This window comes from Ruania zhangjianzhongii, from assembly GCF_008000995.1.
In the GTDB taxonomy this organism is placed as follows: Bacteria; Actinomycetota; Actinomycetes; order Actinomycetales; family Beutenbergiaceae; genus Ruania; species Ruania zhangjianzhongii.
In genome coordinates this window covers 3,297,318-3,317,475 of the sequence record NZ_CP042828.1, presented here as the reverse complement: position 1 = coordinate 3,317,475, position 20,158 = coordinate 3,297,318, and the positions used below count along the sequence as shown (strand labels likewise).

General features: G+C 69.9%; 18 protein-coding genes. 9 read left to right on the top strand and 9 right to left on the bottom strand.

All coding sequences use genetic code 11. The features are described from left to right. Window positions 1-98: 98 nt before the first annotated feature. From FU260_RS15470 to glgP, 3 genes are all read left to right on the top strand, one after another. On the top strand, window positions 99-314 hold the full coding sequence (locus FU260_RS15470) for a hypothetical protein (protein WP_147917875.1): 216 nt from the start codon (window positions 99-101) through the stop codon (window positions 312-314). A gap of 165 nt (window positions 315-479) precedes the next feature. Next, entirely contained in the window at window positions 480-809 is a 330-nt protein-coding gene (locus FU260_RS15465) for a nuclear transport factor 2 family protein (protein WP_147917874.1), read from the top strand. Window positions 810-1,107: 298 nt separating this feature from the next. Next, entirely contained in the window at window positions 1,108-3,699 is a 2,592-nt protein-coding gene (glgP, locus tag FU260_RS15460) for an alpha-glucan family phosphorylase (RefSeq protein WP_147917873.1), read from the top strand. A gap of 29 nt (window positions 3,700-3,728) precedes the next feature. Here glgP and FU260_RS15455 read toward each other — a convergent pair whose 3' ends face one another. The 6 genes from FU260_RS15455 to glgX all read right to left on the bottom strand — a co-directional run bounded on the left by FU260_RS15455 (window position 3,729) and on the right by glgX (window position 11,138). Continuing rightward, a complete protein-coding gene (locus FU260_RS15455) occupies window positions 3,729-4,508 on the bottom strand; it encodes a maleylpyruvate isomerase family mycothiol-dependent enzyme (RefSeq protein WP_147917872.1) in 780 nt (259 codons plus the stop codon). A 38-nt stretch (window positions 4,509-4,546) separates the two neighbouring features. Next, on the bottom strand, window positions 4,547-5,377 hold the full coding sequence (locus FU260_RS15450; protein WP_235912448.1) for an aldo/keto reductase: 831 nt from the start codon (window positions 5,375-5,377) through the stop codon (window positions 4,547-4,549). Between the two features lie 7 nt (window positions 5,378-5,384). Beyond that, window positions 5,385-6,461 (bottom strand): tryptophan--tRNA ligase, encoded by a 1,077-nt coding sequence (gene trpS, locus FU260_RS15445; RefSeq protein WP_147919531.1) that lies wholly within the window; start codon window positions 6,459-6,461, stop codon window positions 5,385-5,387. Window positions 6,462-6,533: 72 nt separating this feature from the next. Continuing rightward, window positions 6,534-8,189 carry an FAD-binding dehydrogenase gene (locus FU260_RS15440; protein ID WP_147917871.1) on the bottom strand — a complete coding sequence of 552 codons (1,656 nt, stop codon included), beginning with the start codon at window positions 8,187-8,189 and terminating at the stop codon, window positions 6,534-6,536. 53 nt (window positions 8,190-8,242) lie between these two features. Beyond that, the gene (locus FU260_RS15435) at window positions 8,243-8,830 is read right to left on the bottom strand and encodes a GNAT family N-acetyltransferase (RefSeq protein WP_222848001.1); all 588 of its coding nucleotides are present in this window, start codon (window positions 8,828-8,830) and stop codon (window positions 8,243-8,245) included. A gap of 115 nt (window positions 8,831-8,945) precedes the next feature. Beyond that, window positions 8,946-11,138, bottom strand: coding sequence for a glycogen debranching protein GlgX (gene glgX, locus FU260_RS15430; protein ID WP_244951240.1), 2,193 nt, complete (start codon window positions 11,136-11,138; stop codon window positions 8,946-8,948). Window positions 11,139-11,214: 76 nt separating this feature from the next. Here glgX and FU260_RS15425 point away from each other — a divergent pair, with 76 nt between their 5' ends. From FU260_RS15425 to FU260_RS15410, 4 genes are read left to right on the top strand one after another with little or no spacing between them, the layout of a single operon-like run. Then, a complete protein-coding gene (locus tag FU260_RS15425; protein WP_328593023.1) occupies window positions 11,215-11,997 on the top strand; it encodes an electron transfer flavoprotein subunit beta/FixA family protein in 783 nt (260 codons plus the stop codon). Further along, window positions 11,994-12,962, top strand: a complete 969-nt coding sequence (locus FU260_RS15420; RefSeq protein WP_147917869.1) for an electron transfer flavoprotein subunit alpha/FixB family protein — start codon at window positions 11,994-11,996, stop codon at window positions 12,960-12,962. Before FU260_RS15425 ends, FU260_RS15420 begins: the two co-directional genes overlap by 4 nt. Then, on the top strand, window positions 12,952-13,914 hold the full coding sequence (locus FU260_RS15415) for a phosphotransferase family protein (protein WP_168211793.1): 963 nt from the start codon (window positions 12,952-12,954) through the stop codon (window positions 13,912-13,914). The genes FU260_RS15420 and FU260_RS15415 overlap by 11 nt, the downstream gene beginning before the upstream one ends. Next, window positions 13,911-14,711, top strand: coding sequence for a hypothetical protein (locus FU260_RS15410; RefSeq protein WP_147917867.1), 801 nt, complete (start codon window positions 13,911-13,913; stop codon window positions 14,709-14,711). Before FU260_RS15415 ends, FU260_RS15410 begins: the two co-directional genes overlap by 4 nt. 6 nt (window positions 14,712-14,717) lie before the next feature. Here the strand turns inward: FU260_RS15410 and FU260_RS15405 are convergent, their stop codons facing one another. Further along, a complete protein-coding gene (locus tag FU260_RS15405) occupies window positions 14,718-16,070 on the bottom strand; it encodes an outer membrane protein assembly factor BamB family protein (RefSeq protein ID WP_147917866.1) in 1,353 nt (450 codons plus the stop codon). 143 nt (window positions 16,071-16,213) lie between these two features. After that, window positions 16,214-17,230 carry an adenosine deaminase gene (gene add / locus FU260_RS15400; protein WP_235912446.1) on the bottom strand — a complete coding sequence of 339 codons (1,017 nt, stop codon included), beginning with the start codon at window positions 17,228-17,230 and terminating at the stop codon, window positions 16,214-16,216. A 112-nt stretch (window positions 17,231-17,342) separates the two neighbouring features. Here add (FU260_RS15400) and FU260_RS15395 point away from each other — a divergent pair, with 112 nt between their 5' ends. Next, the gene (locus FU260_RS15395) at window positions 17,343-17,627 is read left to right on the top strand and encodes a hypothetical protein (protein WP_147917865.1); all 285 of its coding nucleotides are present in this window, start codon (window positions 17,343-17,345) and stop codon (window positions 17,625-17,627) included. Here the strand turns inward: FU260_RS15395 and FU260_RS15390 are convergent. Continuing rightward, the gene (locus FU260_RS15390; protein WP_168211792.1) at window positions 17,611-18,942 is read right to left on the bottom strand and encodes an NCS2 family permease; all 1,332 of its coding nucleotides are present in this window, start codon (window positions 18,940-18,942) and stop codon (window positions 17,611-17,613) included. The genes FU260_RS15395 and FU260_RS15390 overlap by 17 nt on opposite strands. Before the next feature lie 171 nt (window positions 18,943-19,113). Between FU260_RS15390 and add (FU260_RS15385) the strand changes: the two genes are divergently transcribed. Continuing rightward, window positions 19,114-20,151 carry an adenosine deaminase gene (add, locus tag FU260_RS15385; protein WP_168211791.1) on the top strand — a complete coding sequence of 346 codons (1,038 nt, stop codon included), beginning with the start codon at window positions 19,114-19,116 and terminating at the stop codon, window positions 20,149-20,151. The last annotated feature ends 7 nt before the right edge of the window (window positions 20,152-20,158 follow it).

The window sequence follows — 20,158 nt, the reverse complement described above, 5'->3', positions numbered from 1 at the left end:
CTCGATGGCACGCCACCCGCGGATTCGCCGGGTCAGGCCGCACCGTTGGCTTGACCTACCGAGTTCACTGCAGTCAGTGCGGACGCTGGGAGGGGTCGATGGACGTCAAGGTGATCACCGTCGACGGTGAGACGTTTGAGGTTCGGGAACGTGGTCGAGAGTGCGATTTCTTGTGGGTCGGTGGGCGACATCAGGGTGACTACGGCTTCGGCTCCACGAGGAATGAGGATGGGCCGCGGTCGATGGCAGATCATCGCAAGTCGATTCGCGCCTTTCTGGACGGTGTCGATCCAGTGACCGGGTACCTGGAGTAGCTACGGCACTCGTCCGTTCCGGACCGCCGTCGACGTCAGTGCAGCCGGCGTGGCCAGCGTCAACGAAGTAATGTGGCAGCCGCAGCAGCAGTACGTCACTCGGCTCGGCTTCGGCCAACTCCCGCAGGTCCGCACCACCGGTTACGGCGCATGAGGAGAAGCACCATGCACAACATCGAACTTCCTCGGGCGATCAGGGCCTTCGTTGAGGCCACCAACGCAGGCGACTCGGACACCTTCGTGGCGGCCTTCACTCCGGACGGGAGCGTCTACGACTGGGGTCGCGAGTTCACCGGTCGTGACGGTGTACGCGCCTGGGATCGAACCGACAACATCGGTGTCCAGGCCCACTTCGAGGTGCTCGGCATCGAGGACGGTGACCGTCCGGATACATTTGTCCTGACCGCTCGGGTCACCGGCAACGGTTACAACGGCACGGGCCCGCTGGTCTTCCGGCTCCGCGACGGGCTCGTGGCGCACCTGCGGATCGGCTGATGGTTCGGCTGATGGTTCGGTTGAGTCCATGACCGCAGAAGTTTTCTGATGAGTTCGATCGAGATGCTGTGGCGATGGTCACGACGGGGTCGTCGCAGAAGACGGTGTGTCGGGATCTGGGGATCTCGAACCGGTGCGGGATGACCGGTTCCGCTCGAGCATCGCAAGGAAATCGGCGCCCTTCTGGACGCTGTTGATCCAGTGACCGGCTACCTGGAATAGGCCTGTTCGGAGCCGAGCGGGCCATCGCGGCTGCTGGCGTGCGGGGACGGGTGCCAGGTGGCCTATGCTCAGCCGCGTGAGAGCGATTCGACGATTCACTGTGCGCACCGTCCTGCCCGAGCCTCTGGCCGCCCTGGACGAGCTGGCGCTGAACCTGCGCTGGTCCTGGCACGAGCCCACCCGGGCCCTGTTCGCCGGCATCGATGCCCAGCTCTGGGACGAGGTGCACGGCGACCCGGTGCGCCTGCTCGGCTCGCTCTCCCCGGAGCGGCTGGTCGAGCTGGCCGCCGATGACGGGTTCGTCACCCGGACCCGCGAGCTCGCCGCGGACCTGCGCACCTATCTCGGTGACGAGCGCTGGTACCAGGGGGAGCAACGCCGTCGGGAATCGGCCGGTGAGGCCGCTCTGCCCGCCTCGATCGCATACTTCTCCGCGGAGTTCGGCATCACCGGTGCGCTGCCGCAGTACTCCGGCGGTCTGGGCATCCTCGCCGGGGACCACCTGAAGTCTGCCTCCGACCTCGGTGCACCGATCGTGGGGGTCGGGCTGCTCTACGGCGCCGGCTACTTCCGCCAGTCGCTCACCCGGGACGGCTGGCAGGCGGAGACCTACCCGGTGCTCGACCCGGACAGTCTGCCGCTCTCCCTCCTGCGCGAGGCCGACGGCACTCCGGCGCGGATCAGCCTGCCGCTGCCCGGCGGCCGGATGCTGCACGCGCAGGTGTGGCGGGCCGATGTCGGCCGGGTGCCGCTGCTGCTGCTCGACTCCAACGTGCCGGAGAACGACGATCATTCCCGTCGGGTGACCGACCGGCTCTACGGCGGCACCAGTGAGCACCGGCTGAACCAGGAGCTGCTGCTCGGGATGGGCGGGGTGAAGGCGCTGCGGCTGCACTCCCGGCTCACCGGCGGCCCCGAGCCCGAGGTGTACCACTGCAACGAGGGTCACGCCGGGTTCCTCGGTGTGGAGCGGATCCGCGAGCTGCTCGCGGGCAGCGACCTGGACTTCGAGGCTGCCCGGGAGGCGGTGCGCGCCGGCACGGTGTTCACCACGCACACTCCGGTGCCGGCCGGGATCGACCGGTTCGGTGCGGACCTGATCGCGGAGTACTTCGGCGGCGGGAACGAGGTGCCCGGGATCAGCGTGGAGCAGGTGCTGGCACTGGGCCGGGAGGACTACACCGGCGGCGACCCCGCCGTGTTCAACATGGCGGTGATGGGGCTTCGCCTGGCCAAGCGCGCCAACGGGGTGGCCCGGCTGCACGGGCGGGTCTCCCGGCGGATGTTCCAGCACCTGTGGCCCGGGTTCGACGCCGACGAGGTGCCGATCACCTCGATCACCAACGGGGTGCACGCCCAGACCTGGACCGACCCGATGTTCGCCGAGGCACAGCGGGAGTACTTCTCCCCGGACGAGATCGCCGATGGCTCCGGCTGGTACAAGGAGACCGGAGGCATCGACAACGCCACCCTCTGGCAGCTGCGCCGGGCCCAGCGGGAACGGCTGGTGGCCGACGCCCGGGTGCGCTCGCGCAAGTCCTGGCTGCAGCGGGGCGCCTCCCCGGCCGAGCTGGGCTGGGTGGATGGCATCCTCGATCCGGATGTGCTCACCATCGGTTTCGCCCGCCGCGTGCCCACCTACAAGCGGCTGACGCTGATGCTGCGGGACACCGACCGGCTGCGCCGGCTGCTCCTGCACCCCGAGCGGCCGATCCAGATCGTGGTGGCCGGTAAGTCCCACCCGGCCGACGAGCAGGGGGTGCGGCTGATTCAGCAGCTGGTGCAGTTCGCCGACGCCGAGGACGTGCGGCACCGGATCGTGTTCCTGCCGAACTACGACATCGAGATGGCGCAGAGCCTGTACCCGGGCTGCGACGTCTGGCTGAACAACCCGCTGCGCCCGCTGGAGGCCTGCGGGACGTCGGGAATGAAGGCGGCGCTGAACGGCGGGCTGAACCTGTCCATCCTGGACGGCTGGTGGGACGAGATGTTCGACGGCGAGAACGGCTGGGCGATCCCCACTGCCGACGGGGTGACCGATGCCGATCGGCGCGACGACCTGGAGTCCGCCGCGCTGTACGACCTGCTGGAGAACACCGTGGCGCCACGGTTCTACGACCGCACCGACGGCCTCCCGGTGCAGTGGCTGGCGAACGTGCGGCACACGCTGGCCACGCTCGGGCCCAAGGTGCAGGCCACCCGGATGGTGCGGGAGTACATCAGCGAGCTGTACACCCCGGTGGCCGAGTCCGCCCGAGAGCTGAGGGCCGACGGCGGTGCCGGGGCGATGGCGCTCGCGGACTGGAAGACACGGGTGCACCAGGCGTGGTCCGGGGTGCGCGTGGAGCATGTGGAGTCCGAGGGCCTGCATGACACTGTGCAGGTCGGCGATCACGTGACCGTGCGCGCGTTCGTGTCTCTGGGCGGGTTGGTGCCTGAGGACGTGCAGGTGCAGATGGCCTCCGGCCGGGTGGGCGACGATGACGAGATCGACGAGTTCGAGATCGTGCCGCTGGCGTTGACCGACTCCTATGAAGGCGGCCGGTACCAGTTCGCCCGGGAGCTGACGCTGAGCCGGTCGGGGCCGTTCGGGTACACGGTGCGGATCGTGCCGATGCACCCCGGGCTGGCCGGCTTCGCGGAGCTGGGCCTGGTCGCGAGCGCCTGACCCGCCGCACGCCGCCGGCCCGGGGCGGGCTACTGGATGCCTTGGGCGAGGAGGGCGTCCAGAGCCGCCGTGTCGCCGGTCACCTCGGCCTCGCCCTGACGCCGCCAGGCCCAGCGGGCCAGCTGCTCCACCGGTGCCGTCACCCGCACGGTCGGCGCTGCGGCCCCGGCGCCCGCCCGCACCGCCCGCGGCACGTCGAACTCGCGGCCGGACTCCGGCCCGGTGCCGAACCAGTGCCCGACCTCGACCAGCCAGCGCCCGCCGGTATCCGGCGCGAGGAGCTCGGCCACGGTCTCCGCCTGCCAGGTGGCCCAGTCGGGCATCCAGCCCCACATCACATCCACGCAGTGGTCCAGGCACAAGGTCGCGACCTCATCGTCGATCGGGCCGGCGTCCACCCGCGCAGTCAGCTCCGCGTCGATCCGGTGCATGGTCGCCTCGCAGACCTGCATCCGTCGGGTGAAGCCCACGGTCTGCTCCGGCTCCCACCAGGTCCATCGCGGTTGGTCGTCGCCGAGCCGGCGGAGCTGGTCAACCAGCGTCTCGGTCGCGGCCGACCGCTCCGGCAGCATCGCCGAGATCGCCGACGGCTGCTGCTCCTCGCCGGACTCGACCGCCTCGGCCTGCTCGTCGGTGCGCAGATCCTGCTCCAGCACAGCGGCCCAGAACCGGTGCACCGTGGTCAGGTGCCAGAGCAGGTCGGCGCTGTTCCACTCCGGGCAGGTCGGGCACTGCGCATGCGGGTCGGCGGTGGCGAGCACGTCGGCGAACCGGGCGGCCTCAGCGACGATCACGTCTTCGTGGTTCATAGGTGGACGCTACCGGGCCGGACTGACACCCGGGAGGCTCAGAGGATCTCCAGCGGCACCGGGCCATCCGGCGCCGGGAACGCTGCGTCGATCGCGGCCAGGTCGTCCGCATCGAGCCGCAGCTCCAGCGCCGCCGCGTTCTCCCGCACGTGCGCCACGGTCGACGCCTTCGGGATCGCGATCACACCGCCCTCGCGCACCGCCCAGGCAATCAGCACCTGCGCCACGCTCACCCCGTGCCGCCGCGCCACGCCAGCCAGCGTCGGATCGTCCAGCAGCCGGCCCTGCTCGATCGGGGAGTAGGCCATCGTGGTGATGCCCGCCGCTCGGTGCGCCGGCAGCAGGTCCACCTCCACACCGCGCCGGCTCGGGTTGTACAACACCTGGTTCACCAGCGGGCCGGCCGGTAGCACTGCCAGGTCCCCAGGATCGAAGTTGCTCACTCCCCAGGACCGGATCAGACCACGCTCGATCAGCTCCTCGAACGCCGCGACCGTCTCCGCCTCCGGGTACGGTCCGGGCCAGTGCAGCAGATACAGGTCGATCCAGTCGGTGCCCAGCGCCCGCAACGACCGCTCGCACGCCGCGATGGTCCCAGATCGAGAAGCGTTGCTCGGCAGCACCTTGTCCACCAGGTAGACCTGCTCGCGCACCGGCGCGATCGCCGCACCGACCAGGTCCTCCGACCGCCCGCCGCCGTACATCTCGGCAGTGTCGATCAGGTTCAGCCCCGCCTCGATCCCGGCGCGCAGCGCTGCGATCTCCTCCTCGCGAGTGCCCGGGTCGTCGCCGAGATACCACGTGCCCTGCCCGACGGCGCAGACCACCTGGCCGTCCGCCGTCGCCATCTGCTCAGGTGCTGTGGCCATGGCCGGCTCAGGCGTAGACCATGCCCATCGCGGCGCGCACCTCGGCGAGGGTGGCGTCGGCGATCTCGTTCGCGCGGGCGTTGCCGGCGGCGAGCACCCGGTCCACCACGGCCGGGTCGGCCTCCAGCTCGCGGCGGCGTTCCCGGATCGGGCGGAGGCCCTCGTTCACTGCCTCGGTGACCAGCTTCTTCAGCCCGCCACCACCGCCGTCGCCGATCTCCGCGGCGATCTCCTCCGGCGCGCGGCCGGTCATCTGCGCCGCGATCAGCAGCAGGTTCGCCACCTCCGGGCGGGCGATCGGGTCGTAGGTGATGAACCGGTCGGAGTCGGTGACTGCCCGCTTGAGCTGTTTGGCGGTCTCGTCCTCGGTCATCGCCAGATCGATGGTGTTGTGCCGGGACTTGGACATCTTCTGCCCGTCCATCCCGAGCACGTTCGTGGCCGGGCTGAGCAGCGCGTCCGGGGCTGGGAACACCCCCGCGCCACCGGCGTAGCGTTCGTTGAACCGGCGGGCGATCACCCGGGTGAGCTCCAGGTGCGGCAGCTGGTCCCTGCCCACCGGCACCAGGTTCGCCTTACAGAACAGGATGTCCGCGGCCTGGTGCACCGGGTAGGTGAGCAGCAGGGCGCTCATCGGCCGCCCGCCGGTGGCCTCGTACTCGGCCTTCACCGTCGGGTTGCGGCGCAGCTCGGAGTCGGTCACCAAGGACAGGAACGGCAGCATCAGCTGGTTCAGGGCCGGCACTGCGGAGTGGGCGAAGATGGTGGTGCGCTCCGGGTCGATCCCGAGCGCGAGGTAGTCGGTGACCAGGTCGCGGACCCGCTCGGCGATCGGGCCGGCATCGTCCCGGTCGGTGATCACCTGGTAGTCGGCCACCAGCAGCATCGTCTGCACGCCGAGATCCTGCAGCCGAACCCGGTTGGCGAGGGTGCCCAGGTAGTGCCCCAGGTGCAGGCGGCCGGTGGGCCGGTCCCCGGTGAGCACCCGGTACCGGCTGGCATCGGTCGCCAGCTCGCTCTCGATCGCGGCGCTGCGCGCTACCGCCCGGTCCAAGGAGGCATGCGCCGTGGCCTCGGTGCTCAGCTCGGCCTCGGTGGCCTCGGCGGGGGTGTCGGCAGTGGCAGCGTCAGAACTCACGACCACACCCTAGCCGCCTCAGATCGACGTTCCGACAACTGTCCCGCTGTACAGGCACCCCGCCAGGAAGGTGCCCTCCAGGGCACGGCGGCCGTGCACCCCGCCCCCGCCGAACCCGGCGGCCTCGCCGGCGGCATACAGGCCGCCGATCGCTTCGCCGCGGGCATCGAGCACTCGGCCGGAGGTGTCCGTGTGCACGCCGCCGAGGGTCTTGCGGGTGAGTACCTGCAGCCGCACGGCGAGCAGCGGCCCATCCTTCGCGGTGGTCAGTGGTCGGGGCGGGGCGACCCGCATCCGCTTGTCCACCACGTACCCGCGGGCGTGGTGGATCGCTGCGATCTGCGGGTCCTTACCCAGACCGGAGGCCACCTGCGCGTCGCGGAGCTCGATCAGCCGGTTCAGCGCCGCAGGGTCGATATCGCTGCTGCCGGTGAGTGCGTTCATCCCGGCGGCGAGCTCGGCCGGGGTATCGGCCCAGACGAAGTCGGGGGAGTGCTGTGCGAACGCCTCCACCGGGCCGACCGCCCCGGGCAGCACCCGCTGGGCGAGCAGCCGCAGGTCCTTCCCGGTCAGGTCCGGGTTCTGGTCCGAACCGGAGAGGGCGAACTCGGTGTTCATGATCGCCTTGTTCAGCACGAACCACGAGTGCGGGTGGCCACCAGTGGTCAGGTGCTCCAGCGCGCCGAGCGCATCGAAGCCGGGGAACAGCGGAGCCGGCAGCCGTTGCCCGGTCGAGTCCAGCCAGAGCGAACTCGGCCCGGGCAGGATCCGCACCCCGTGCCGAGACCAGATGCCCTCAGGCATGGCGATCCCCTCGGGGTAGTGCCACATCCGCTCCGCGTGCACCACCGCGCCACCGGCATCCCGGGCGAGCTGCAGACCGGAGCCGTCGGTGCCGTCCGGCACCCCGGAGAGCAGCTGCTCCGGCAGCGTACCGGCCGCCTCTGGCCAGGCCGAGCGGACCAGGTCATGGTTCGCGCCGATCCCGCCGGTGGCCAGCACGACGGCGTGCGCAGCCAGTTCGATCTGGTCGGTCACCTCCCGGGAGGTGGGCTCTCCGCGTGGGGCGGTGGTGGGCGCGAGTACATCGGCGCGCACGCCGGTGACCTGGCCGTCGGTGACCACCAGATCGGTGACCCGGTGCCGGAACCGGATCTGCAGCAGCCCTTCGGAGCGAGCGAACCGGGCCGCGGCCAGGAACGGGGCGAGCACCCCGGGCCCGGTACCCCAGGTGACGTGGAACCGCGGCAGCGTGTTCCCGTGCCCACCGGCCAGGTATCCGCCACGTTCGGCCCACTGCACCAACGGGAACCAGCGCACTCCGAGCTCGTGCAGCCACTCCCGCATCGGACCGGCGGCGAACTCCACGAACCGCTGCGCCCAGGCATAGCCCATCGCGTCCGGACCCTCGCCACGCTCAGCGCCGGCAGCGAACTCTGCCGAGCCGAGCCAGTCGGAGAAGGCGAGTTCGGCACTGTCGCGCAGACCGAGGCGCCGCTGCTCGGGGGAGTCGACCAGGAACAGCCCGCCGAAGGACCAGAAGGCCTGCCCGCCCAGCGACGCGGCCGGTTCGGCGTCCAGGATGATGACCCGCTGCCCCCGGCGGGTGAGCTCGGTGGCTGCGACCAGACCGGCCAAGCCGGCTCCGATCACGATGACGTCGGTGTCGGTCATGGCCAAAGCCTACCCGGGACGGTTTCGGGCGCGGCCCGCCAGGGTGCAGCGGGTCAGGTCGGCAACGGTGCTGGTGGGCTGAGCGGGCGCAGATACTGCCGGCACACGTACACCTTCCGGTACCGGGCGCGCAGCACCGCCTCGTCCTCGATCGATCCGTGCATCACCGCGCTGACCGGCCTGCTCAGCCCCTCGGGTGTGGCGAACCCGGTGGCGTCCTCGTCATGGCCGAGGTAGACGTGCAGGTAGCGGAACTGCTCGGTGAAGCCATTCGCCTGGTACCACCCGTTCGCGGCGATGTCCTCGCGGGTCCAGGCATCCAGGCTGCCTACGCCGCGGGCCTCCAGCAGCGGTAGCGCTCGGGCCAGGAGTGCGGTGGCAATGCCTCGCCCCTGGTGGTCGGGATCGGTCGCGATCGAGTCGATCGTGGCTTCGGCCCCCTCGATCTCGATGTCCAGGAGCCCCACCACGTGCTCACCGGCGGTGGCCACCAGAGCGATCGCGCCTTCGGCCAGCACGGTCCGCACCGGATGCATGTCGTCGTAGTACTGCGAGCCCAAGAACGACAGCGCGCGGCAGCGCACCCAGCCGGCGGCATCCTCGTCCCGGTACTCGCGGATCACGACGTCGGTGGCGTGCACAGGTCCCTTCCTTCGGGTCGACCGGTCAGCGGCAGATCCGCCGTATGCCGGAGTCGGATGATCGTAACGGGCCGGTCATCGGCGACGGAAGGAAATTTCGGCGCGCGTGCGCCCGTCAGCGGTGGCCCCGGTAGAGCCGCATGCTCAGCTCCGGCACCTCGACCGTGGACCCGGCGGGCACGCTCTCCCCGGCCACCGGACGCTCCCAGCACGAGTCCCAGACCAGCTCCAGATCGGCGGCGCCGTCCGGGGTGAGCGTCACCCCCACCCCGTTCGCCGCCCCGTTCAGCACCACCAGCGCCCCGGCCGGGTCGCGCTCATCCCGCAGGTACATCTGCAGCACCCGCCGGTGCGGGTCGTGCCACCGGTGGTGGGTCATCGCGGCGCCGTGCTCGTCGTACCAGGCCAGCGTCGGGTGCACGTCAGTGGCCTCGCCGTGGTGGAACCGGTCCGGCCGCAGGGCAGGTATCGCAGCGCGCAGCCGGAGCAGGTGCGCCACGGTCGCGGTCAGGTCCTGCTGCCAGTCCTCGACGTCCCAGTCCACCCAGGAGAGCGGGGTGTCCTGGCAGTAGGCGTTGTTGTTGCCCTGCTGGCTGCGGGCGATCTCGTCCCCGGCGGTGAGCATCGGGGTGCCGCCGGCCAGCAGCAGCGAGCCGAGCAGGTTGCGCATCGTGCGGCGCCGGTGGGCGAGCACCTCAGGATCGTCCGAGGCACCCTCCACACCGTGGTTCCAGGACAGGTTGTTGTCGGTGCCGTCCCGGTTGTCCTCACCGTTGGCCTCGTTGCGCTTGTGGTCGTAGGAGACCAGGTCGGCCAGAGTGAAGCCGTCGTGGGCGGTGATGTAGTTGATGCTCGCCCCCGGCCCACGGCCCTCGGGCGCCGGGCGCGGGGAGAACAGGTCGGCGGAGCCGGAGAGCCGGGTGGCCAGCTCGCGCAGATCGTGGCCCACTCCGCCGCTGGTCGCTGTGGCGGCGTCGGTGATCCAGAACCTGCGCAGCGTGTCCCGGAACCTGTCGTTCCACTCCGCCAGCGGCGCCGGGAACTGCCCGGTGCGCCAGCCTCCGGGGCCCACATCCCACGGTTCGGCGATCAGCTTCACTCTCGCGAGCACCGGGTCGGTGGACAGGGCCACCAGGAACGGGTGGTCGGGGTCGAAGGTGTGCCCGCGGCGCGCCAGAGTGGTGGCCAGGTCGAACCGGAACCCGTCTACGCCGACCACCTGGGTCCAGTACCGCAGAGAATCCAGGGCCATCGCCACCACTGGCCGGTTGCGGAAGTCCAGCGAGTTGCCGGTGCCGGTGACGTCCTCGTACTCACTGTGCCGCCCGCCCCGGTGCAGGTAGTAGCCCCGGTTGTCCAGTCCCCGCCAGGACAGCATCGGCCCGTCCAGCCCGCCTTCGCAGGTGTGGTTGTAGACCACGTCCAGCAGCACTTCCAGGCCGGCCTCGTGCAGCAGTGCCACCATGCCCTTGACCTCATCGAGCACGGCCTGCGGGCCTGCCTGCTGTGCCGCCGTGGTGGCATAGGAGGGCTCCGGGGCGAAGAAGGCCAGCGTGTTGTAGCCCCAGTAGTTGGTCAGCCCACGCTGGGTCAGGGCCGGTTCGCTGGTCTTCGCGTGGATCGGCAGCAGCTCGACGGCGGTGATCCCCAAATCCTTCAGGTGCGCCACGGTCGTGGGGTGCGCCAGGCCGGCGTAGGTGCCGCGCAACTCGGCCGGCACTCCCGGTAGCCGCTGGGTCAGGCCGCGCACATGCGCCTCATAGATCACGGTGTCCCGCCACGGCACCCGCGGATGGTCCACCACCGGGCCGTCGAAACGGTCGGTGACCACCACGGACACCGGGACGTGCCCCGCGCTGTCCCGGTCGTCGGCGGTCCGCCGCCGGTCGACCGAAATCAGGTCCTCATCCACCCGGTGCCCGTAGATCTCCGGGCGCAGGTCCACCTCACCCTGTACGGCCCGGGTGTAGGGGTCCAGGAGTAGCTGGTGCGGATTGTGCAGCAGCCCGCGGGCGGGCTCCCACGGTCCGTTCACCCGGAACCCGTAGGCCTGCCCGGCACCGATCCCGGGCACGGTGCCGAACCAGCGACCCCAGCGGCCTCGGTGCAGCCGGACGCGCCGCTCCGTACTGTCCGCGCCGGCACCGGGGAAGCAGATCTCCACCCGGTCCGCGTGCGGCGCGTGCACCAGCACCCGTACCCCGCCCGGGGTCAGGTGCACCCCGAACGCCGTCGGCTGGACCTGGTCGCGGAACGCGAGCTCCTCGGCGGGCGTCACGGGATCGGTACGGGAAGCGGTCGAGGTCACAGCGGATTTCGGGTCGGGGGATGTGTGCCGCCCGGCCAGGTGGTGGCAGGCTGGGCGTATGCGAATCGTAGTCTGCGTGAAGCACGTTCCTGACCTTTCGTCAGATCGGGGCTTCGGCTCCGACGGCCGAACCGTGCGCACCACTGACGACGGCACGTTGAACGAGGTGGACGAGAACGCCGTCGAGACCGCGCTGCTGCTCAAGGAGGCGGCCCAGGCTGCCGGCACCCCGGCTGCCGAGGTCATCGCCCTGACCCTGGGCCCCGCGCCGGCCGTGGACGCGGTGCGCCGCGCTCTGCAGATGGGTGCCGACTCCGGGGTGCACGTCTGCGACGACGCGCTCGCCGGCGCCGACTATGCCGTCACCGCCCGCGGGCTGGCGGCGGCGGTCCGGGCTCAGGGCCAGGTGGACGTGCTGGTTACCGGGATGGCCGCGCTGGACGGGTTGGGCGCGGTGCTGCCGTCGCTGCTCGCCGCGGACCTGGGCTGGCCCCAGCTGACCGTGGCCGGGGAGGTGACGCTGACCGATGGTGTGCTGATCGCCACCCGCGACGTCGACGGCGCCACCGAGACCTGGCGGGCCACTCCACCGGCGGTGGTGTCGGTCACCGACGTGGCGAACAGCCCCCGGCTGGCCCGGATGAAGGAGATCCTCGCCGCCCGGCAGAAACCGGTGCAGACGGTGACCGCCGCAGATCTCGGTCTGACCGAGGCGGATCTGACCGTGCGGACCGCGGTCCGCAGCGCCACCCGTCGCCCGGAGCCCGAACCCGAGATCGTCGCCGATGACGGCACCGGCGGGCAGCAGCTGGCCGACTACCTGATCGCTCATGACCTGCTCATCAAGGAGAGCCGATGACCACTGTGCTTGTCCCGCTCGACCAGGGCGACCAGCCGCTGCGCCCGGCGACCCTCGAGGTGCTCACCCTCGCCCGGGACCTGGGCGAGGTCACCGTGCTGGCCTTTGCCGAACCGGGCGAGGAGCTGCTCACCGATCTCGGCCGGTATGGCGTGGGTCGCGTGCTGGTGACACAGCTCCCCGAGCCGGCGACCTCCTCGGCCCTGGTAGGCCAGGCCGTGGCGAGTGCGGTACGGCAGGTGAGCGGCGCCGTCGTGCTGCTGCCTTCGACGTTCACCAGCAAAGAGGTGGCCGCGCACGCTGCGCACCACCTGCAGGCGGGGCTGCTCATCGACGTCGGTGACCTGCGGCTGGACGCCGGTCGGCTGGTCGGGGGCAAGCGGGTGTTCGGTGGCACCTGGGAGACCGAGTGTGCCGCGACCACGGAGGTGGCTGTGGCCACGGTGCGGCCGAACGCTGTGCTCCCCACCGCGGCCACCACACCGGCCACACCGCAGGTGCAGCCGGTGACCACCGAGGCCGCGGCACCGGCAGGGCTGGAGCTGCTCGAGCGGCAGGTGGCCGACCACTCCGGTGACGTGCGTCCCGCCCTGGCCGAAGCGGCGATCGTGGTGGCCGGCGGGCGCGGGACGTTCGGTGACTTCGAAGCGGTCGAGGAGCTGGCCGATGTGCTCGGCGGCGCGATCGGCACCACCCGGGACTGCGTGGACGAGGGCTGGCTGCCTCATGAGGCACAGGTCGGGCAGACCGGCACCACGATCGCGCCCCGGGTGTACATCGGCGCGGGGATCTCCGGGGCGCCGCACCACGTGGGCGGGATGTCCGCGGCGGGCACGGTGATCGCGGTGAACCTGGACGATGAGGCACCGTTGGTGCAGCTCGCCGACTTCGCGGTGATCGGGGACCTGTCCTCGGTGCTGGCCGATGCCGCTGAGGCGCTGCGCGCCTATCGTGATGAGCGCTGAGGGTCGTTCCCGGCTGGTCTGGGCGGATTTGCCCGACGGCGTTGCTCACCTCGTGCAGGAGCAGCTCGGGTCCGAGGTGGTCGCCTCGGTCAGCCATGACGGCGGCTACAGCCCTGGTCTGGCTTCGACGTTGGTCACCGGGTCCGGGGAGCGAGTGTTCGTGAAGGCGGTGGGGGAGTCGATGAACACGTTCGCCGTGGAGCTCTACCGGCGGGAGGCAGCAGTGGCGCCGCTGCTCGATGAGCGCGTGCCGGCGCCGGCGTTCCGGTGGAGCGCTGAAGAGAGCATCGGCGGCGACGACTGGGTGGCGCTCGCCTTCGATGCTGCCGACGGACCCGGCCCGGGCGATCCGTGGACCGCCGACGGTATTGCCGCGGCGGTGGACCTGGCCGACCGGATCGGGGACCTGGACGCCCCTGCCGGGTTGCCTGCGTTCGCCGATGAGCAGTTCCGGCACTGGCACGAGGTAGCCGCCGACCCCGAGCTGAGTGCCGGGATCGCGGCCCTGGACCCGTGGGCGGGAGAGCAGGTGGACCGCCTCGTGGGGCTCGCCGACGGTTGGGCGGACGCGGTGGCCGGCACCGCGCTGGTGCACGGCGACCTGCGGGCGGACAATATGGTCACCCTCGCCGGGACGGCCGCTGCGGTGGACTGGCCCTCTGCCGTCTCCGGCGCCCCGTGGGTCGACCTGGTCTGCCTGCTGCCCTCGATGGTGCTCGAGGGTGCCGGGGAGGCGGAGGAGCTGCTGGCGATGTCCCGCCATGCGGCCGCGGCCGACGCCGAGGCCGTGAACGTGGTGCTTGCTGCGATCGCCGGCTACTTCCTGCACTCCTCGCTGCAGCCGCCTCCGCCGGGTATCCCGCATGTGCGCCGCTTCCAGCGGGACCAGGGCCTGGTCTGCACGCGCTGGCTGGGCAATCGCCTGGACGGGACGCGGACACTAGAGCCGTGAGCACAAGCGGTGGGGTGACCGAGGCGGACTTTCGCGCGCTCGCCCGGTCCAGCCCGTGGCTCTGGGACACGATCTCCTTCACCGCGTCCTGGACCGGCCCGCACGCGGGCGGGCCGGTGCGGGCGTGGATTGAGCGGCCGAACCGGATGCGGGTGGAGGATCTGGCCGGGAAAGTGCTGAAGGAGACGGATGCAGACCCGCGGCCGGCGACCACGATGTTCACCAGCGACTCCTCCGGTTGGTCCCCGGTTCCGGCGCCGGGGCTCGCGCCGCATTCGGCGCCCGTCGCTTCGCCACCTCCACCTACGGAGCCGCGGCGACGTTCGGACGGGCTGGTGGCCGAGCGGCTGGGCTACCTGTTCGACCACGACGCCCCGATGTACCAGAACTATCACTGGGTGGCGATGCTCGACCCGCGTGAGCTCACCGACGGCGCCGATCTGGACGCCGTCGAGCTCGACGAACGGGACCCCGACGGCACCAGCATGGAGACCGTGCGCACCGTGGATCATCACGGCCGGTCGGCGTGGGAGGCGGTGCTACGGCCGACCCGGTTCTACGACCCGCGATGCTCCTGCTGCGCACTGCTCAACTGCGCCGAGGCAGCCGAGGAGTACCTCCGCCCGGACGAGCCGCGCCAGGTGGGCGGTTATGCCACGTGGTTCCTGGTGCGATTGGACGTCGGGACCGGGATCTGCGTCAGCACTCAGGAGCTGGACGGCCCGCATGCTGGTGCCGGGCACGAGGTACGGATCGAGACGGTGGACGCGCCGGTCCGCGCACGGCCTGGGAGGTAGTCGCCGCTACTCGGGCAGGGCGAGCGGCGCGATCGCGTCGTAGCCGACGCTCACCAACCGATCGCCGACCACTTCGACGGCGAACCCGTGCTCGGTGCGCCCGGTCCAGAGCTGCTCGCCGGTCGCCGGGTCGAGGCCGAGTACCGGGTGCGAATCGGTCACCAGCGTGCCGTCGACGGCAAACACCTCGCTGAGATGCGGCGCGTCGGCGAGGTCCATGGTCCAGAGGACTTCGTCCGCCTCGGGACTCAGGCCGACCATCGCGTTCTCGGCCCAGACCACGGTGTGCTCGGGGGTGCCACCGCTGCGTAGCGGTATGGCGCCGTTGACGAAGCCGCCGCTGGTCAGGCTGAACCGGTACTGCACCTGCCCTTCGGTGCCATCGGTCCAGTCCGCGCCCACCAGCTGGGTCTGATCCGCTACCGCCAGTGGCCGCGCGGGTGTGGTGTCCGGCGGGGAGAGGAGGTCCAGGTCCGGCATCGTCCACTCGACCGACCCATCCAGCTCGTGGCGCACTACTCCCTCGTCGGTGGCACAGAAGTAATGGTCCCCGGCAGCGGTGGCCCGACGGCACTCGCTCGCGCTGATCTCTCCGGAAGCCGGGTCGATCAGCGCCGCGCCCGGGGAGGACCAGAGCAGGACCCGGCCATCGTCCAGATCGCGCCACCGGGGCCGCTCCATGATCGCTTCACCTTCGGACTGGCCGTCCACATCGGTCTGCAGGAAGTCGGTGAACAGCGTCTTGGCCGCCGGGATATCGGCCAGATCCACCTGCCAACGGACGTCCCCGTCCACAGCGAGCAGGGTGACCATCGTGTGCGGGGCGCGCGGCGCGAGGTCACCGACGACGAGCAGCCCTTCGGAGGTGAGGTGCACGACCAAGGCCGAATCGACGTCGGGCGCGTGCCACTGCTGCGCCTCGCCCGTGGCGACGTCCACGACCAGACCCGACCATCCGCCGTCGTTGATCAGGCAGGCGAGGACACCATCGACGATCTCGTCCCCGCACAGCCCACCGGGAGCGTCGTGGCGCCAGGTGACCTCACCCATGCCCGGGTCGATCCCGACGATCTGCTCCGGCGTGCTCTCGCCGGCTTCGGTGAGCATCGCCCACCGATCCTCGCCGGCGATCACCCGCGGGCCGGTGAAGGCGCCATCCGGGGAGGTGTTGAACTCGAGAACGTCGTCGGCGCCGGCTGCCTCGGCCGGGGTGAGCAGCCAGTCCTCGGCGAGATCGGGGGTGGGGTCCTCCGTCGCGGTCGGAGCGGTGGGCGGGTCGGCCTCATCGCTCCCGCCGTCGGTGAAGATCCCGCTCAGGACGATGGCCAGGACGATCAGGCAGGCGCCGCCCACGAGCACCCACTTGGCCGTGGTCGGCTTCTGCGGCGGGGGTGGGGTGTAGGTGTAGCCCGGTCCAGCGCCAGGCGGCGGGCCGGGTTCGGATGGCGGCGAATAGTACGGCGACGGGGCGCGGGAGTCCTCCCTGCGGTCAGCAGCCAGGATCAGCTCCAGGTGGTGAGGTAGGCGTCCACGGACGCGATCAGATCGGCGCGGCGCCGTTCGCTGATCCAGGACACCTCGAAGGAGTTCTTCGCGATCTGCGCCAGGTCGGCCGGGGTGAGGTCGGCCTGCTCGGCCAGCGCCGCGTAGTTGTCCCCGACGTAGCCACCGAAGTACGCCGGATCATCGGAGTTCACGGTGATCTTCGCCCCGCGGCGGAGCAGGTCCACGATCTCCGCGGACTTCATCTGCGCGGTGACGAAGGAGTTGGAGATCGGGCAGGTGGTGAAGCCGAGGCCACGCTCGATCGCCAGATCCACCAGGGCGGGATCCTCCACGATGTTGGTGCCGTGGTCGATCCGGTCCACCTCGATCTGGGTAAGCACTGTGCGGATGTTGTCGATCGAGCCGACCTGGTCGATATCGCAGTGCATGGTCAGCAGGAAGCCCTCGGTGCGGGCTCGGGCGAACACCTCGGCGAACTTCTCCGGCGGGTTGCCGCGTTCGTCGGAGTCCAGCCCGATGCCGATGATCCAGTCCCGGTAGGGCAGCGCCTCCATCAGCGTGGCCATCGCGTACTCGGCGGAGAAGTCCCGCAGCATGCACAGGATCAGCTCGGCGGAGATGCCGAACTCACGGCGGGCGTCCAGGATGCCGCGCCGGTAACCGCTGATCACCGTGTGGAAGGGCACGCCACGGCTGGTGTGCGCCTGCGGGTCGAAGAACATCTCCACGTGCTGCACTCCCTGGCTGGCGGCCTTGGTGAGGTAGGCGTACGCCAGGTCGCGGAAGTCGTCGGCGGTGACCAGCACCCGCATCGCCGGGTAGTACACCGCGAGGAACGAGGTGAGGTCGGTGAAGTCGTAGGTGGCAACCACCTCCTCGACGGTGCGCTCCGGCAGCTCGATGCCGTTGCGCCGGGCGAGCTCGAACTTCAGCTCCGGCTCCAGCGTGCCTTCCAGGTGCAGGTGTAGTTCGGCCTTCGGCAGGCCCATGGCGAACTCGCGGATGGTGCTCACAGATGCTCCTCGGGGACGGCTGCCGGTCGGCGGGCAGCGACTGAGGCAGAGGCTACCCGGTCTGGATAGAGTGATCCGGGGACAACGGCACCGAGGGGCGAGGAGGCCACCGATGTATCCCACAGCGAAGAAATGCGTGATCTGGGCGGTCTGCCTGTTCGTCTTCGGCGCGCTGGCGATGGCCTGGACCACCGACCTCTATATGCTCATCGCCGACCGGATGGGGGCGAACGCCCAGGTAGGCACGGCGGTGCTGACCACCGTCCTGAACGGGCTGCGCTGGTCGCTGTTTCCCACCGGTGCCGCGCTGATCGGAGCCGCTGTGGTGATTCAGGCGCTCAGTAGTGACAGTGCGGCCAGTCGAGATGGCAGCGGGCCAGCTAGGCGAGAGTCGTGAAGTAGTACACGAGCGGGACGAGCAGAACCCACATTCCTACCGGGATGCTGCGGATCTCACCGACGATCACCTTGGCCGCTACGTAACTGACCATGCCGGCAGCGATCCCGGTGCCGATGTTGAAGCTGAAGATCGTCACCACGATGGTGAAGAACGCCGGCAGTGCCGCCGCGAGGTTGGTCATATCGATCTCGCGTAATGGCTGCAGCATCAGCAGCCCCACCAGGATCAGCACCGGTGCAGTCGCCTGCTCCGGAATCATCAGTGCCACCGGAGTGAAGAGCAGCGTGGCCAGGAACAACCCACCGGTGGTGACGGCCGTGAGCCCGGTGCGGCCACCGGCCTCCACCCCCGAGGTGGACTCCACATAGGTGGTCATCACCGGCACGGCGAAGAGCGAGCCGACCACGGTGCTGCCGCTGTCCACGAGGAACGGCTTGTTGATCTCTGGGAAGTTCCCGTCCTTGTCGAGAAAGTTCCCCTTCGCGCCGACTGCGAAAAGGGTGCCGAGGGTGGAGAAGAAGTCGGCGACGAACAAGGCGAAGATGTAGGGGAAGAAGCTGAAGTTCAGGGCTCCGACGATATCGAGTTGGAAGGCGACCTCACCGAGACCTGTCGGGAGCTGGAACCAGGAGTCCGGGAGGGTGGTGACGCCCAGGGGGATCCCGATCGCCGTGGCCGCCAGAATCGCGATCAGCAGGCCGCCGGGAACCTTGCGGAGGTAGAGGATCAGCACCAGGGCGAGCCCGATCAGGGCGAGGATCGCCTCCGAGGAGCCCAGGTTCGCGAGCACGAGCGCATTGGAGGATTCGTTTGCCTGGACCAGGCCGCCGCTGCGGAAGCCGATGAAGCAGATGAAGAGGCCGACCCCGGCACCGATAGCGGTCTTGATCTCTTTGGGGATGATCGCGGCGATGATCTCCCGGAGCCCGAAGATCGTCAGCAGCACGAAGGCGATTCCGCTGATGAAGACCATGCCCATGCTGGTCTGCCAGCCGATGCCCTCGACAGCGCTCAAGGTGAACGCGATGAAGGCCACCGAGCCCAGTCCCGGTGCCAGTGCCAGCGGGCGGTTGGTGAACAGCCCCATCGCGAGGGTGGAGACGGCAGCCATCACGATGATGGCAACTGTCACCGCTGCTCGCGGCACTCCGCCGGCCTCCAGGATCCCGGGCACCACCGCGAGCACATAGGCCATGGTGGCGAAAGTGGTGAAGCCGGCGATCACCTCGGTACGGACGGAGGAACCGCGCTGCTGGATCCGGAACCACCGGTTCAGGGCGCCGGGTGGTGCATCGTGCTCGGGGGTTCTCATTTCGCTCCAACGGAACAAGGCGGGGTGGCAACCACGCATTGTGCGGTGTGGCGTTCTCCAGGGTCAACGCCGGGAGTGAAAACGTTTGCGACGATGAGGTTGACGTGTCTTCGGCGCACCACGTTGGCTGGGTACCGAGGATCCATCCGATCGGCAAAGACAGGGAGAGCGATGAACGCCGTCAGCGAATTCTTGTACCGGCTCCCGAAGGCAGAGGTGCACTGCCACTTCGTCGGTGCCATCCCGGCCGACGTCGCGTGGCGCATCGCCACCCGCAACGAGGTGGCATTGCCAGCCACTAGTGCAGCCGACCTCTACGTGTACGACAACTTCCACGATTTCATCGAGCGGTACATGCGGATCGCCACCGCGTTTCGGAAGCCCTCTGACTTTGCCGAGGCGATGTACGCCATCCTGGACGACGGGCTGCGGCACGGAAATGTGCAGTATCGCGAGGTGTTCTTCAATCCGACCGACCACTATTCCGGCGGGCTCAGCTACGCCGAGATGTTGGCCGGCCTGGTCGAGGGGATCACCGCAGCCGAGACAGACCTTGGGGTACGGTGCCGTCTCATTCCCTCGATCAACCGGATGGAATCCGCGCAGGTCGCGCTCGGCTTGGTCGAAGAGGTGGCGGCGCATCGGCGCGATGAAGTGATCGGGATCGGCCTGGACGCTGCTGAGCCCGCGGGGCCGCCCGAGCGGTTCGTCGAGGCCTTCCAGCTGGCCGGACGGTCCGGGCTGCGGCGCACGGCGCACGCCTGCGAGGACTACGCCGGTCTAGACGGCGGCCCGCCAGCCAACGCGATCGCCTGTCTCGATGAGCTCGGGTGCGACCGGTTGGATCACGGCTACAACATTCTCGCCGACCCCACGGTTGTCTCCCGGTGCCGGGAATCCGGGGTCCCGTTCACCGTGTGCCTTCCTGGTTCCAATCCCGCACTGCGCGCGGACCGGGTCGCCAGTATCCGCTCGATGATGGCTGCCGGTCTGCCGGTCAGTCTGCACAGTGACGATCCCACGATGCACCGGACCACTCCTGGCGAGGTCTATCAGCTGGGGGCGGGCAGTCTTGGACTCGACACGAGTGCGATGGCCGAACTCGCGCTGGCCGCGCTCGATGCTGCGTGGCTCGACGACGGCGAGCGGCACGAGCTACGTGCCGCTTTCCAACACGAGACCGCCGCGCTGGCAGCGGAACTGTTCTGATCCTTCC

What these genes read in the sequence shown, in the direction of transcription:
- FU260_RS15470 (WP_147917875.1), top strand. Translation starts at nt 99, where the DNA reads ATGGACGTCAAGGTGATCACCGTCGACGGTGAGACGTTTGAGGTTCGG.
- FU260_RS15465 (WP_147917874.1), top strand. Translation starts at nt 480, where the DNA reads ATGCACAACATCGAACTTCCTCGGGCGATCAGGGCCTTCGTTGAGGCC.
- FU260_RS15455 (WP_147917872.1), bottom strand. Translation starts at nt 4,508, where the DNA reads ATGAACCACGAAGACGTGATCGTCGCTGAGGCCGCCCGGTTCGCCGAC.
- FU260_RS15450 (WP_235912448.1), bottom strand. Translation starts at nt 5,377, where the DNA reads ATGGCCACAGCACCTGAGCAGATGGCGACGGCGGACGGCCAGGTGGTC.
- FU260_RS15440 (WP_147917871.1), bottom strand. Translation starts at nt 8,189, where the DNA reads ATGACCGACACCGACGTCATCGTGATCGGAGCCGGCTTGGCCGGTCTG.
- FU260_RS15420 (WP_147917869.1), top strand. Translation starts at nt 11,994, where the DNA reads ATGACCACTGTGCTTGTCCCGCTCGACCAGGGCGACCAGCCGCTGCGC.
- FU260_RS15415 (WP_168211793.1), top strand. Translation starts at nt 12,952, where the DNA reads ATGAGCGCTGAGGGTCGTTCCCGGCTGGTCTGGGCGGATTTGCCCGAC.
- FU260_RS15395 (WP_147917865.1), top strand. Translation starts at nt 17,343, where the DNA reads ATGTATCCCACAGCGAAGAAATGCGTGATCTGGGCGGTCTGCCTGTTC.
- FU260_RS15390 (WP_168211792.1), bottom strand. Translation starts at nt 18,942, where the DNA reads ATGAGAACCCCCGAGCACGATGCACCACCCGGCGCCCTGAACCGGTGG.
- add (WP_168211791.1), top strand. Translation starts at nt 19,114, where the DNA reads ATGAACGCCGTCAGCGAATTCTTGTACCGGCTCCCGAAGGCAGAGGTG.